This is a genomic window from Achromobacter sp. RW408 (assembly GCF_003184165.1).
In the GTDB taxonomy this organism is placed as follows: domain Bacteria; phylum Pseudomonadota; class Gammaproteobacteria; order Burkholderiales; family Burkholderiaceae_B; genus Achromobacter; species Achromobacter xylosoxidans.
In genome coordinates this window covers 659,117-671,848 of the sequence record NZ_QHHO01000046.1, presented here as the reverse complement: position 1 = coordinate 671,848, position 12,732 = coordinate 659,117, and the positions used below count along the sequence as shown (strand labels likewise).

The following is a 12,732-nucleotide window of genomic DNA, read 5'->3' as shown; positions in this document are numbered from 1 at the left end:
CCTGACCGGGAATCGGCGATATGCTTGGGGACTCCCCACTGCGAATGCGGGCGCGCCCATGCAAGACCTGAACGACCTTTACTACTTCGTGCAAGTGGTGCGCAACGGCGGCTTCGCGCCGGCCGGACGCGCGCTCGACATCCCCAAATCGCGCCTCAGCCGGAGGATCGCGCTACTGGAAGAACGGCTCGGCGTACGGCTGATCCAGCGCTCCACGCGTACTTTCGCGGTCACGGAGCTGGGCCAGGAATATTTCGAGCAGTGCCTGTCGATGCTTGCTGGCGCGGAGGCGGCGCAGGAAGTCATCGACCGCACCCACGCCGAGCCGCAAGGCACCATCCGCATGAGCGCGCCACCGGCGTTGATCTATTATTTCCTGGGCGACATGGTGGCGCGCTTCATGGAGCAGTGTCCCAAGGTGAACGTTTACCTGAAGAGCTTCAGCCGACCCGTGGACGTGCTGCGCGAGGGTTACGACCTGGCGGTACGGGTGCGCTTCGGCCAGATCGAAAGCAGCGACCTGGTGATGAAGCATCTGGGCGTTGGACGCCAGTGCCTGGTGGCCAGCCCCGCACTGGCGCGGCGCCTGCCGGCGTCGGCCGATCCGCAACAACTCAGCCAGCTGCCGACGCTGGCGCTGGGGCCCGAGCAGCGCGAATCGGTCTGGAGACTGGATGGCGCCGATGGCGCGCGCCTGGAAGTGCCTTACTCGCCGCGGTTTGTCACCGACGACATGCTGGCCTTGAAGCAGGCCGCGCTACGGGGCGTGGGCGTCGTCGCCTTGCCGATGGTCATGATCCACGACGAACTGGATGCGGGGCGCCTGGTGAACGTGGGCGGCCCCTGGCAGCCCGAGCCGGGCAACGTGCACGCGGTCTTCCCCTCGCGTCGCGGCCTGCTGCCGGCGGTGCGCGAACTGCTGGATTTCATGGCCGAGCAATATCACGGCATCAGCGAACTCGAAGCGCAGGCGCAGCGCCGCCATTGCCCGCAGATTGTTCAAGGGGCGCATATATCGTCCCAGGAATAGAACGCTGAGGATCGCTTTGAACCACTACCGACATGTTCCCCGGCTAATCTAGGATGCAGGCTACAGACTCAAGATTCTGACCACGGCGCGGCCCTGGGCCCGCCTCCCTCACGCAACCGGAGCAAAGCCATGAGCAAACCCTACGTCAAACTGGACAAGAACGAAGCCGCCGTACTGCTGGTCGACCATCAGGCCGGCCTGCTGTCTCTGGTGCGCGACTTTCAACCCGATCAATTCAAGAACAACGTGCTGGCGCTGGCCGACCTGGCCGCCTATTTCAAGCTGCCCACCATCCTGACCACCAGCTTCGAAGACGGCCCCAACGGCCCCCTGGTGCAGGAGCTGAAGGACAAGTTCCCCAAGGCGCCCTACATCGCCCGCCCCGGCAACATCAATGCCTGGGACAACGAAGACTTCGTCAAGGCGGTCAAGGCCACCGGCAAGAAGCAGCTCATCATCGCCGGCGTGGTGACCGAAGTGTGCGTGGCCTTCCCCGCCTTGTCGGCGCTGGAGGAAGGCTTCGACGTATTCGTGGTGACCGATGCCTCGGGCACCTTCAACGAAGTCACCCGCAACGCCGCCTGGAGCCGCATGGAACAGGCCGGCGCGCAACTGATGTCGTGGTTCGGCGTGGCCTGCGAACTGCATCGCGACTGGCGCAACGACATCGAGGGCCTGGGTACGCTGTTCGCCAACCACATCCCCGACTATCGCAACCTGATGGCGTCGTACTCGACCACCAAGGGCAAGTAAGCCGCCCGGCGCACGCCTGCCTCGCGGGCCTACCTCTTGCGGAAGGGGTAGGCCTGTTGCGCCAGGAACGTGCCGGGCATGTCGTTGTCGAGAATGCCGTAGTTTTCCGGCAGGCGCTTGCCGGTGCCGCGCACCGCCGTGCCGAACAGATAGTCGATGAACGACAGGTGCGCCGCGTAGTTCTTGTCGATGGCCTCGGTGTCGGACGAGTGGTGCCAGTGGTGGAAGTCCGGCGTCACGATCACGTAGCGCAGCCAGCCCCACGGCAGCTTGACGTTGGAGTGGATGAGCACCGCCTGGAAGCCGACGATGATGATGTAGGCATCCAGCACCGGCTTGGAAAAGCCCAGCGCGAACAGCACGCCCAGCACCGCCACCCGCGTGATCAGCAGCTCGACGATGTGCAGGCGCGAACCGGCCAGCCAGTCGAGCGTACGGGTGCTGTGGTGCACGGCGTGGATGCGCCACAGGAACGGCACCTCGTGATACGCGCGGTGCGCGGCATACTGCACCAGGTCCGCCACCAGCACCGCCACGAACAGTTCCGCCAGGTACGGCAACGACTGGATCGCCTGCTGCAGCGGCTCATACGCGGCCCACGAGAACAACCGGTGCACGAAGAAGTTGATGCACAACAGCACCGCGCCGACCGACAGGTGATTGAACAGGAAATGCTTCATGTCCACCTGCCATTCGCCGCGGAACACAGGCTGGCCCGGGTACAAGGGGAACAGCTTCTCGAAGATGATGAACACCGTGCTCGAGGCCAGCAGGTCCAGGATGAACCAGTCCAGCCCCAGATAGGGGTGGTGGCCGGTATTGGAGGAAATCACCACGACCTGGCTGCCGCCCGCCGCGACCGCGCAGCACACCAGCACGAAAGCGGCGATGTTGAGCCAGCGCTGGCGGCCGAACACGATGTTGGTCAAGGCAATGGTGCCGGAGGCCAGCAAGGCGGCGAACAGCAGCGTGCGCATTGCCTCCACCGTATAGAAACTGCGTAGCTCCGGGGTCGTCAGATATGCCGGGAAATGAAATGCCAGGACGCCCAGTACGGACAGGATCGCCAGGAACAACGCGATCACGCCGGTGATCATTCCCGTGCCGGGGCGGATGCGGCCGTCCTGCTTGAACAAATCCAGGACCTGACGGTAAATGGGCGCGCGCTGATTCATTTCACTTTTATGGCAGACCACGGGGAAGCGAGTGTATCCCCGGCCCAGGCATGCCATGTAAACAAACGTGAGTAGATAAGACCAGGCTACGGCGCGCCTGAACCGTGCTTGCGCCGCGTCAAACCGGCCGCGGCGGCACGGGCGCGGCGGGTTGACTTTGACGGGGCATTGTTATGTCATGGAACCGACAGCTCATTTACGGGCCGGTCCGCCGGCCCCGCGCAGTCCCCTTCCACCCGGATCCAGCAAGAGGCCGTCATGTTCCCTGAGTACCGCCAACTGATCACCCGCCTGAAAGCCGAGAACGGTCACTTCTCGGCCCTGTTCCAGCGCCATAACGACCTGGACCAGGAAATCAAGAATATGGAGGCGGGCATCGTGCCAGCCTCGGACACCAGCGTCGAAATCCTGAAAAAGGAAAAATTGCTGCTCAAGGACAAGCTGTACAGCTTGCTGAAGGCGGCAGACCAGAGCGCCGGCTGACCCCCTCCTTCCCGAGCCCGATCATTGCGCAGGGCGCCGCCATCGCGGCGCCTTTTTGCTGCCTGGCAAGCCGTTGCCGCCACGCTGCCACGGCGTCCGCCGCCCATCGACAGGGTAAAGCTCCTGCCCTTGTCCAGTTATCCAGTCCGATTATGTAGGCGCCCGCTTGCTGACAAATAACTGAATTAATAAAATCAGGCCTTCCGGCCATCCGCCGGATGCGTAAACAGGACGGTGCAAGGTGCAAGACAGAGATTTCAAGGCCGGCGAAGCCGTGTCGCCCGTGACGGGCTGGGCCATGATGCCGCTGCGGGAACATGATTCGCTGCTGCTGCGGCTGGATTTCCTGAGCGATCCTTCGCCCACGGCGATGGGCCGCGCTGGCCGCGGCCGCGTCTACGCCATGACCTCCGAACAACTGCAACTGCTGCTCGATTCGCTGCAGGCCCAGCTCGACAAGCTACAGCCCGAACCCACCCGTCCGCGCCACTGAGCCGCCCGGCGTTCCTTCAGTATCCCTAAAGATGGATTAGCATCTTTAGATTCTCTAATCACCCTGCAGCCGCTAGTCTGTCGCCCTTGATCCAGGGTATGACATGACCAGCGCCTTCCTTCCCGGTTTTTTCCTCAGCCTGAGCCTGATCCTCGCGATCGGCGCCCAGAACGCCTTCGTGCTGCGGCAAGGCTTGCGCCAGGAACACGTCTTCGCCGTCTGCCTGGTATGCGCCGTCTCGGACGCGATCCTCATTGCCGCCGGCGTGGCCGGCTTCGGCCTGGCATCGCATGCCCTGCCCTGGCTGGAACCGGTGCTGCGCTATGGCGGGGCGCTGTTCCTGCTGGCGTACGCGGCGCGCAGCCTGCGTTCCGCCCTGCGCAACCACGGCAGCCTGACGCCATCGGGTCGGCAAGCGGCCGGGCTGGGCGCCACCCTGGCCACCTGCCTGGCCTTCACCTGGCTCAATCCCCATGTCTATCTCGACACGGTGGTGCTGCTCGGTTCGATCTCCAGCCAGTACGACGGACACAAGGCTGCCTTCGCGCTGGGCGCGATGGCGGCTTCGTTCACGTTCTTCTTCACACTGGGGTTCGGCGCCCGCCTGTTGCGGCCGGTGTTCGCCAGCCAGGCGGCGTGGCGGGTGCTGGACGTCCTGGTCGGCATCGCCATGCTGGCGATCGCGTTGAAGCTGGTCTGGCCGTGATTCTGTCGCGCCGCCGGCCTCATTGGCCCGACGTGGCTTTGCGGACGGCGGCCGGCGTATTGCGGAACGTGACGCCCAGGCGATTGAACGCGTTCATCAGTCCGATTGCATAGGTCAGGTCGGCCAGCTCCTTGTCGTTGAACTGTGCCGAGGCGGCCTCGTAATCATCATCCGGCACGCCGCTGTCGGCCACCCGCGTCACGCATTCGGCCCAGGCCAGCGCCGCCTGTTCGCGCCCGCTGAACAAGGCGCCCGCTTCGCGCCACACCGGCACCAGCACCAGCTTGTCCACCGCGACGCCCTGCTTGAGCAGGTCGCGCGAGTGCATGTCGATGCAATAGGCGCAACCATTGATCTGCGAGACCCGCAGATACACGAGGTTGACCAGCTCCTCGGGCAGGCCGCATTGGCGCAGATAGGCGTATACGGCGCCAAAGGCCTTGTAGCCCTCGGGCGCGGCTTGGGCGTAGTCGATGCGTTGGCTCATGGTGAATCCTGAATTCGGCTGTGAAAACGTCATGTTGCGCCCGCATGGCGTTTTCCGGTAGATCCAAGAATCAGGTTGCGTGCTGGGCCATGTGCAACGGCCACCTCATCGCTTCAACCATCGCAGATAGGCGGCTTCCATGCTTTCCGCCATGCCGGCGAGCGAGAATTTTTTCTCGCCGCGCACGTAGGCCGCGCCGGCGGCGCCCATGCGTCGCCGCAAGGTCGCGTCGGCGGCCAGGGTTTCCACGCAGGCGCGCAAGGCGTCGACATCGCCGTAGGGCACCAGCAGCCCGGTCTCGCCGTGCTTCACGACTTCGGGGACGCCTCCCACGCGCGTGCCGATGATGGGCAGCCCGCAGGCGGCCGCTTCGATGAACGAAGTGCCCAGGGCCTCGAACTGGGTGGCAAGCGCGAAGATGTCGCCGGCCGCCAGCACGTTGCCGATATCGGCGCGTCGGCCAAGAAAATGCGTGCGCGCCTGGCAGCCATGCTGGCGTGCCATGTCCTTGAGGACGTCGAGCTGCGAGCCTTCGCCCGCGAAAACCAGATGGATATCGGCCGGACCGTTCATCAGGGGCGCCGCCGCGGACAGCAACAGGCCCTGGCCTTTCTGCGGCCGCAGGTGCGCGACGCAGACGATGACGATGGCGGCCCGCGCAATGCCCAGTTCTTCGCGCAGGCTGGAGCGGCCGTCGTTCGGCGCGATGGGAATGGCGTCGGACACCGTCGCGACATGGCTCTGGGGCACGCCGCGCTCGATCATCTGGGTGGCGACATAGTCGCTGACCGCCACCACGCGGTGTGGCAGCCGCGTGTAACTCCATAGGGACCCTGGCCGCTTCGCCAGGTGACGGGTCCGCACGATCAGCGGCGTGCCCGCGAGCCTGCCCGCCATCGCCGCGATCACCGTATCGCGCCGGCTATGGGTATTGAGGACGTCGAACTTGCCGCGCGCCAGGATCCCGCGGATCCCATATACCGCCCGGGTGTAGTTCGACATCCCGTCCATCAGGAATTCGTGCACGCGAAACCCCTCGGCCTGCAGGCGCGAAGACAGCTTGCTTGCGGGTTGGCAGATCGCCTCGAGCGTATGGCCGCGCTCGCGCAGCGCCATCATTTCCCGGAAGATCCGATTTTCCTGGCCACCGAAGGTGGTGGCCGCCTCGGAATGCATGATCCGCAGGCGTATCTGGCCGCCGTCGCGCATCAGGATGCCTCGCTTTGCGACATCAGCACCATGGCCTCGGCGTAGAGAAAATCCTCGGTCGAGATCACGCCATAAGGGGTGGTGGCCTTTGGCTCGATGTCCAGGCGCTTGTCATGCTGGCGCGCCTGGATATTGCCGGACGGGTCCAGGCACAGGCGCCAGCCGGCCTGCCGCAACCGGGTCATGGTGGCGGAAGGTTCCAGCACGGTCAGTGCATAAGGCTCGGCCGCTTCGGAAATGTGTGACGGAATCGCACTGGCCAGCCCTACATCCACGAGCCGCGGAGCCTTGCCATTGCCAGGATCGAAAGAAAACCGAAACAACGCGGGTAGCCGAAGGCCCTGAAAATGCGGCATAAGAATGTTTCAATTAAATAATTATTGCCGCATTTTAACAAACTGTGTCCAACATCCCGGCTTCGGCACGTAACGCGTCAACTTCTTGGTCTTATATTTTTCACATCAGCACCGAGCGGCAAGGACGAGGTCGGCCGGGCAGGCGGAAGCTTACCATTTCCTGAATGAACAGGTTGCCAAAGCCACGGAGCGGACAACCGCTTGATAAACGCCCGTTCCGCTTATCGCCGCAAAAAAACTCGAGCGGGAAACGACAAAGGCCGTTAGTGAACGCGTTCACTAACGGCCTTGTGTTTCCTGGTCGGGGCGGCGGGATTCGAACTCGCGACCCTCTGCTCCCAAAGCAGATGCGCTACCAGGCTGCGCTACGCCCCGAGGGTCGCAACTATACCAGATACCGGCGCCATCCCCGACCACATCGGGAGCATGCCGCCGCTCCGCGCCCGTCGGGCGTGCCCTGATTGACACCTATATAGTTGAAGCATAAATTAAATGCGGCCCTCAGAGCCCCACGACTCATAACGACATTCATCGGGAACCACATGGCTAACGCCTCCACTCCGTCCGCCTGGGCCACGCCCGCGCGGACCACCTACACCGTGCTGTTCGTTTGCTGGCTGGCCATCCTGTTCGAGGGCTACGACGTCGGCGTCATGGGCGCGGTGCTGCCGGCGTTGGCCGACGACAAGAGCTGGAATCTCAGTTCGATCGAACTGGGCATGCTGGGCAGCTACGCGCTGGCAGGCATGTTCGTCGGCTCGTTCGCGGTGGGCACGCTGTCCGACCTGCTGGGCCGCCGGCGCATGCTGCTGGCCTGCGTGACGCTGTTCTCCCTGACCATGATCGGCGCGGCCTGGGCGCCCACCCCGACCTGGTTCGCGGCCTTCCGCTTCATCGGCGGCCTGGGGCTGGGCGGCGTGATCCCGGTGGCGGCGGCATTGACGATCGAGTATTCACCGCCCGCAAAGCGCGGCTTCAACTACGGCGTCATGTACTCCGGCTACTCGCTCGGCATCCTGTGCTCGGCCGCGGTGGCCATGGCGGTGCTGCAGCACTGGGGCTGGCGCGCGGTGATCCTGGTGGGCGCGGCGCCGCTGCTGCTGGTGCCGGTGCTGGCGCGCCTGCTGCCCGAGTCGCTCGAATACCTGCTGGCCAAGGGCGACGAGGCCGGCGCCCGCGCCATGGCGCAACGCCTGGGCATCGCCTCGCTGGAGCCGTTCCGCCCGCGCGAAGTGACGGGCGAGAAGACCACCTGGCGCGATGTGATGGCCGCGGTTTTCGCGCCGCGCCACCTGCGCGCCACCCTGTGCTTCTGGGGAGCGCTGTTCCTGGGCATGATGCTGGTCTACGGCCTGAACACCTGGCTGCCGCAGATCATGCGCAAGAACGGCTACGACCTGGGGTCGAGCATCTCGTTCCTGCTGGTCTTCAGCCTGGCCTCCGCGATCGGCGGCCTGGTGCTGGGCCAGTTCGCCGACAAGAGCGAACCGCGCAGGATCGTGGCGCTGTTCTATCTGGTGGGCGCTATCGGCATCTATTGCCTGACCTACAACAATCCGCTGGCGGTCAACTACCTGTGGGTGGCGCTGGCAGGGATCGGCAGCATTTCGTCTTCGCTGATCCTGACCGGCTATCTGGCGGGCTACTACCCGGCGCATGCGCGTGGCGCCGCCACCGGCTGGGCGCTGTCGTTCGCCCGCATCGGCGCGATGAGCGGCCCCATCGTCGGCGGCTATCTGGCCGGGCTGCAGCTGCCGCTGGCATGGAATTTCATGGCGTTCTCGTGCGCGGCGGTGCTGGCGGCGGTGTTCGTGATCCTGATCCCGGGGCGCTACGCCGGTGGCGCGTCGGCGCAACCCGCGGCCGGCGCGCGGACGCTGGAACAGCAGCGTTCCTGATGCTGCCCATCTGCCGGGCGAGCAACGCAGGCCAGCGGAAATGACAACGGCGCGCCCTTCCGGGCGCGCCGCCGATACCACCGTGATGAAGCGCCGCGGGAGCGCCGCCCGCCGGTTGCCCGCCAGGCGCGCTCCCGCCGCCGATCAGCCGAAGCGGCCGGTGATGTAGTCCTCGGTTTCCTTGCGCGACGGCTTCACGAAGATCTGGTCGGTCTGGCCGAATTCCATCAGTTCGCCCAGGTACATGTAGGCCGTGAAATCCGAACAGCGGGCGGCCTGCTGCATGTTGTGGGTCACGATGACGACGGTGTAGTCGTTCTTCAGTTCGGCGATCAGTTCCTCGATCTTGGCGGTCGAGATCGGATCCAGTGCCGAACACGGCTCGTCCAGCAGCAGCACTTCCGGCTTGATGGCCACGCCGCGCGCGATGCACAGGCGCTGTTGCTGGCCGCCCGACAGGCTGTTGCCGCTCTGGTGCAGCTTGTCCTTCACTTCGTTCCAGAGCGCGGCCTTGCTCAGCGCCCACTCCACGCGCTCGTCCATCTCGCCCTTGGACAGGCGCTCGAACAGGCGCACGCCGAAGGCGATGTTGTCGTAGATGCTCATGGGAAACGGCGTGGGCTTCTGGAACACCATGCCGACCTTGGCGCGGATCAGCGAGATATCGGTCTTGGCGGTCAGCAGGTTCTCGCCGTCCAGGATGATCTCGCCCTCGGCGCGCTGGCCCGGGTACAGCTCGAACATGCGGTTGAAGGTGCGCAGCAGCGTCGACTTGCCGCAGCCCGACGGGCCGATGAAGGCGGTGACCTTCTTCTCCTGGATCGACATGTTCACATTGCGGATCGCATGGAACTTGCCGTAGTAGAAGTTCAGGTTCTTGACCTCGATCTTGTTCTTGACGGCGGTGGCGGTGTTTTCCATTTGGTTTCCCTAGGTCCGGCGCGGCACGCGCGCCGGCAAAGCGATCTTTATTTGCGGAACATGTTGCGGGCGATGATGTTGATGCCCAGCACCAGCAGCGTAATCAGGGTGGCGCCGGCCCAGGCCAGGTCGTTCCAGTCCTTGAAGGGGCTGGCGGCGTATTGGTAGATCACGACCGGCAGGTTGGCCATCGGGCCGTTCATGTTGGTCGACATGAACTGGTTCGACAGCGCGGTGAACAGCAGCGGCGCGGTTTCGCCCGAGATGCGGGCAATCGCCAGCAGCACGCCGGTGATGATGCCGGTCTTGGCGGCGCGATAGCACACCAGGGTGATCATGCGCCACTTCGGGCAGCCCAGCGCGGCCGCGGCTTCGCGCAGGCTGTTGGGCACCAGCAGCAGCATGTTGTCGGTGGTGCGCACCACCACCGGGATCACCAGGATCGACAGCGCGATGGCGCCGGCCCAGCCCGAATAGTGCCCGACCTGCGCCACGTACACGGCGTAGATGAACAGACCGATGATGATGGACGGGGCCGACAGCAGCACGTCGTTCAGGAAGCGCGTGGCCGGCGCCAGCCAGCCGCGCTGGCCGTATTCGGCCAGGTAGGTGCCGGCCAGGATGCCGACCGGCGTGCCGATCAGCGTGCCCACGCCCGCCATCATCACGCTGCCGAAGATGGCATTGACCAGCCCGCCGGACTGCCCCGGCGGCGGCGTGATCTCGGTGAAGAGCGTGTACGACAGCGCCGGCGCGCCCTTGAGCAGCAGCGTCAGGATGATCCAGAACAGCCAGAACAGGCCGAACACCAGGGTGCCAAGCGAGATGGTCAGCATCACGCGGTTGACCACGCGGCGCCGGCGGTAGACGCCGTTTTGCATATTGAGTACGGATACAGCAGCCATGATCTTTTCCTTGTGCGGCGCCGGTCAGGTACGCTTGCCTTCACCGGCCGACAGGCGGACCAGCAGCATCTTGGCAAGCGCCAGCACGATCGTGGTGATCAGGAACAGGATCAGGCCCAGTTCCAGCAACGCCGACTTCTGGATGCCGCCGGCTTCATTGAATTCGTTGGCCAGGGCCGAGGCGATCGAGTTGCCCGGGGAGAACAGCGAACCGGACCACTTGAAGGCGTTGCCGATCACGAAGGTCACCGCCATGGTCTCGCCCAGCGCGCGCCCCAGGCCCAGCATGATGCCGCCGATGACGCCCGACTTGGTGAACGGCAGCACCACGCGCCACATCACTTCCCAGGTCGTGCTGCCCAGGCCGTAGGCCGATTCCTTCAGCATGGCGGGCACCAGTTCGAACACGTCGCGCATCACCGCGGCGATGAACGGGATGATCATGATCGACAGGATCAGCCCGGCGGTGAAGATGCCGATGCCGAATGGCGGTCCCGCGAAGATGCCGCCGATGACGGGCACGCTGCCCAGCGTGGCGATCAGGAAAGGCTGCACGTATTGCTGGAACACCGGCACGAAGACGAACAGGCCCCACATGCCGTAGATGATCGACGGAATCGCCGCCAGCATCTCGACCGCGGTGCCCAGCGGGCGGCGCAGCCAGGTCGGCGACAGTTCGGTCAGGAAGATGGCGATGCCGAACGACACCGGCACCGCGATGATCAGGGCAATGGCCGAGGTCAGCAGCGTGCCGATGATGGGCACCACCGCGCCATAGTTCTGCTTGACGGGGTCCCAATCGTTGAGCCACAGGAACGACAGGCCGTACTTGGCCAGCGATTCGCGGCTGCCATAGATCAGGGAAACGAGGATCGCCGCCAGCAGGATGAACACCAGGAAGGCGAACAGGCGGGTCAGGTTCTTGAACAGCGCATCCATCAGCGCGTTTTTGTTTTGCTTCATAGGCGAAGGCGTGCCGGTAGTCACGGAGTCCGCCACGCTGGGCGGAAGCGGCACACTATTATCCATTACCGCGCTCATGGATGGACTTTCCTTAGGAAACCTTGGGGGAAACGACAAATGGGTCCGGGAGACCCGCCCCGACGTCCGGCGAACCGGATGCCGGGGCAGTTGGCAGATGCCGGCGCGTGGCTGGGCCGTCGCGCCGGGCAACCGCTTTACTTCCAGACGGCCTTGCCGTCGGCGGACTTGACCTCGCCCCAGGCGGCGCGGATTTCCTTGGTGACGGCTTCCGGCAGCGGCACGTAGTCCATGGCTTCAGCCGACTTGGCGCCGTTCTTGAAGGCCCAGTCGAAGAAGTCCAGCACGGCCTTGCCTTGCACCGGCTTGTCCTGCGACTTGTGGACCAGGATGAAGGTGGCGGCGGTGACGGGCCACGAATCGGCGCCCGGCTCGTCGGTCAGCACCACGCCCATGCCAGGCGCGCTCTTCCAGTCGGCGTTCGCGGCAGCGGCGGCGAAGGCCTTCTGTTCCGGCTGGACGAACTTGCCGGCCTTGTTCTGCAGTTGGGTCCAGGCCAGCTTGTTCTGCTTGGCGTAGGCGTATTCGACGTAGCCGATCGAGTTCTTCAGCTGGCCGACGTAGGCGGCCACGCCTTCGTTGCCCTTGCCACCCTGGCCCACGGGCCACTTGACGGCCTTGCCTTCGCCGACTTGTTCCTTCCATTCCGGCGACACCTTGGACAGGTAGTTGGTCCAGCCGAAGGTGGTGCCCGAACCGTCCGAACGGTGCACAACGATGATGTCGGCCGACGGCAGCTTCAGGTCGGGGTTCAGCGCCTTGATGGCGGCATCGTCCCACTTCTTGATCTTGCCCAGGAAGATGTCGCCCAGGACCTTGCCCGACAGCTTCAGCTTGCCCGGCTCGATGCCGTCGATGTTCACCACGGCCACGGTGCCGCCGATGACGGCCGGGAACTGCAGCAGACCATTCTTTTCCAGATCGGCGGCCTTCATGGGATCGTCCGAGGCGCCGAAATCGACGGTCTTGGCGATGATCTGTTGCTGACCGCCGCCCGAACCGATCGACTGGTAGTTCACGGCGTTGTTGGTGGCAGCCTTGTAGTCCGACGCCCACTTGGCGTAGATCGGGTACGGGAACGAAGCGCCGGCGCCGGTCACATCGGCGGCCTGGACGGCGAAAACGGCGGCGCTCAGCGCGACGCCCAGGGAAACTTGTTTGAAGACACGTTTGAACATCTTGGTTCCTTCTGTGCTCGTTAGAGGAGTCTTTGGCAGGCTTTCCACTGCCTGTCTTTCAGCGACCCTCGCATCTTAGAAGTCCAACGTGACAGGA

The 12,732-nt window shown here is 64.5% G+C and carries 14 protein-coding genes and 1 tRNA gene; 6 read left to right on the top strand and 9 right to left on the bottom strand.

The features are described 5' to 3' along the window. The first annotated feature begins 58 nt into the window (after positions 1-58). Positions 59-1,030: a LysR substrate-binding domain-containing protein gene (locus DK459_RS13220; protein WP_020926850.1), complete on the top strand. Its 972-nt coding sequence runs from the start codon at positions 59-61 to the stop codon at positions 1,028-1,030. A gap of 129 nt (positions 1,031-1,159) precedes the next feature. Then, positions 1,160-1,783 carry an isochorismate family cysteine hydrolase YcaC gene (ycaC, locus tag DK459_RS13215; RefSeq protein ID WP_006383910.1) on the top strand — a complete coding sequence of 208 codons (624 nt, stop codon included), beginning with the start codon at positions 1,160-1,162 and terminating at the stop codon, positions 1,781-1,783. Between the two features lie 29 nt (positions 1,784-1,812). Here the strand turns inward: ycaC and DK459_RS13210 are convergent, their stop codons facing one another. Continuing rightward, positions 1,813-2,958 carry a sterol desaturase family protein gene (locus DK459_RS13210; protein WP_070540236.1) on the bottom strand — a complete coding sequence of 382 codons (1,146 nt, stop codon included), beginning with the start codon at positions 2,956-2,958 and terminating at the stop codon, positions 1,813-1,815. A 258-nt stretch (positions 2,959-3,216) separates the two neighbouring features. On the opposite strand from DK459_RS13210, the gene DK459_RS13205 reads away from it, so the two are divergent. The 3 genes from DK459_RS13205 to DK459_RS13195 all read left to right on the top strand — a co-directional run bounded on the left by DK459_RS13205 (position 3,217) and on the right by DK459_RS13195 (position 4,640). Next, positions 3,217-3,441 (top strand): YdcH family protein, encoded by a 225-nt coding sequence (locus DK459_RS13205; RefSeq protein ID WP_006383908.1) that lies wholly within the window; start codon positions 3,217-3,219, stop codon positions 3,439-3,441. Positions 3,442-3,682: 241 nt separating this feature from the next. Next, on the top strand, positions 3,683-3,934 hold the full coding sequence (locus tag DK459_RS13200; protein ID WP_049051161.1) for a hypothetical protein: 252 nt from the start codon (positions 3,683-3,685) through the stop codon (positions 3,932-3,934). Positions 3,935-4,037: 103 nt separating this feature from the next. Then, the gene (locus DK459_RS13195; protein WP_054438643.1) at positions 4,038-4,640 is read left to right on the top strand and encodes a LysE/ArgO family amino acid transporter; all 603 of its coding nucleotides are present in this window, start codon (positions 4,038-4,040) and stop codon (positions 4,638-4,640) included. A 19-nt stretch (positions 4,641-4,659) separates the two neighbouring features. Here the strand turns inward: DK459_RS13195 and DK459_RS13190 are convergent, their stop codons facing one another. From DK459_RS13190 to DK459_RS13175, 4 genes are all read right to left on the bottom strand, one after another. After that, positions 4,660-5,127, bottom strand: coding sequence for a carboxymuconolactone decarboxylase family protein (locus DK459_RS13190; protein WP_006383905.1), 468 nt, complete (start codon positions 5,125-5,127; stop codon positions 4,660-4,662). 105 nt (positions 5,128-5,232) lie between these two features. Next, positions 5,233-6,336, bottom strand: a complete 1,104-nt coding sequence (locus DK459_RS13185; RefSeq protein WP_070543005.1) for a glycosyltransferase family 4 protein — start codon at positions 6,334-6,336, stop codon at positions 5,233-5,235. Then, a complete protein-coding gene (locus DK459_RS13180) occupies positions 6,336-6,542 on the bottom strand; it encodes a hypothetical protein (RefSeq protein WP_110134803.1) in 207 nt (68 codons plus the stop codon). Before DK459_RS13180 ends, DK459_RS13185 begins: the two co-directional genes overlap by 1 nt. A 448-nt stretch (positions 6,543-6,990) precedes the next feature. Further along, positions 6,991-7,067, bottom strand: a tRNA-Pro gene (locus tag DK459_RS13175). Positions 7,068-7,234: 167 nt separating this feature from the next. Here DK459_RS13175 and DK459_RS13170 point away from each other — a divergent pair. Continuing rightward, positions 7,235-8,590, top strand: coding sequence for an aromatic acid/H+ symport family MFS transporter (locus tag DK459_RS13170; RefSeq protein WP_006385462.1), 1,356 nt, complete (start codon positions 7,235-7,237; stop codon positions 8,588-8,590). Between the two features lie 144 nt (positions 8,591-8,734). Here DK459_RS13170 and pstB read toward each other — a convergent pair whose 3' ends face one another. The 4 genes from pstB to pstS all read right to left on the bottom strand — a co-directional run bounded on the left by pstB (position 8,735) and on the right by pstS (position 12,635). Continuing rightward, positions 8,735-9,511: a phosphate ABC transporter ATP-binding protein PstB gene (pstB, locus tag DK459_RS13165; protein WP_006385463.1), complete on the bottom strand. Its 777-nt coding sequence runs from the start codon at positions 9,509-9,511 to the stop codon at positions 8,735-8,737. Positions 9,512-9,558: 47 nt separating this feature from the next. Then, positions 9,559-10,416: a phosphate ABC transporter permease PstA gene (pstA, locus tag DK459_RS13160; RefSeq protein ID WP_006385464.1), complete on the bottom strand. Its 858-nt coding sequence runs from the start codon at positions 10,414-10,416 to the stop codon at positions 9,559-9,561. A gap of 24 nt (positions 10,417-10,440) precedes the next feature. Next, positions 10,441-11,457, bottom strand: coding sequence for a phosphate ABC transporter permease subunit PstC (gene pstC, locus DK459_RS13155; RefSeq protein ID WP_045953031.1), 1,017 nt, complete (start codon positions 11,455-11,457; stop codon positions 10,441-10,443). Positions 11,458-11,594: 137 nt separating this feature from the next. Beyond that, complete coding sequence (pstS, locus tag DK459_RS13150; protein ID WP_006385466.1) at positions 11,595-12,635, bottom strand: phosphate ABC transporter substrate-binding protein PstS; 1,041 nt, start codon at positions 12,633-12,635, stop codon at positions 11,595-11,597. Between the last annotated feature and the right edge of the window lie 97 nt (positions 12,636-12,732).

What these genes read in the sequence shown, in the direction of transcription:
- DK459_RS13220 (WP_020926850.1), top strand. Translation starts at nt 59, where the DNA reads ATGCAAGACCTGAACGACCTTTACTACTTCGTGCAAGTGGTGCGCAAC.
- ycaC (WP_006383910.1), top strand. Translation starts at nt 1,160, where the DNA reads ATGAGCAAACCCTACGTCAAACTGGACAAGAACGAAGCCGCCGTACTG.
- DK459_RS13210 (WP_070540236.1), bottom strand. Translation starts at nt 2,958, where the DNA reads ATGAATCAGCGCGCGCCCATTTACCGTCAGGTCCTGGATTTGTTCAAG.
- DK459_RS13205 (WP_006383908.1), top strand. Translation starts at nt 3,217, where the DNA reads ATGTTCCCTGAGTACCGCCAACTGATCACCCGCCTGAAAGCCGAGAAC.
- DK459_RS13195 (WP_054438643.1), top strand. Translation starts at nt 4,038, where the DNA reads ATGACCAGCGCCTTCCTTCCCGGTTTTTTCCTCAGCCTGAGCCTGATC.
- DK459_RS13190 (WP_006383905.1), bottom strand. Translation starts at nt 5,127, where the DNA reads ATGAGCCAACGCATCGACTACGCCCAAGCCGCGCCCGAGGGCTACAAG.
- DK459_RS13185 (WP_070543005.1), bottom strand. Translation starts at nt 6,336, where the DNA reads ATGCGCGACGGCGGCCAGATACGCCTGCGGATCATGCATTCCGAGGCG.
- DK459_RS13170 (WP_006385462.1), top strand. Translation starts at nt 7,235, where the DNA reads ATGGCTAACGCCTCCACTCCGTCCGCCTGGGCCACGCCCGCGCGGACC.
- pstB (WP_006385463.1), bottom strand. Translation starts at nt 9,511, where the DNA reads ATGGAAAACACCGCCACCGCCGTCAAGAACAAGATCGAGGTCAAGAAC.
- pstA (WP_006385464.1), bottom strand. Translation starts at nt 10,416, where the DNA reads ATGGCTGCTGTATCCGTACTCAATATGCAAAACGGCGTCTACCGCCGG.
- pstC (WP_045953031.1), bottom strand. Translation starts at nt 11,457, where the DNA reads ATGAGCGCGGTAATGGATAATAGTGTGCCGCTTCCGCCCAGCGTGGCG.
- pstS (WP_006385466.1), bottom strand. Translation starts at nt 12,635, where the DNA reads ATGTTCAAACGTGTCTTCAAACAAGTTTCCCTGGGCGTCGCGCTGAGC.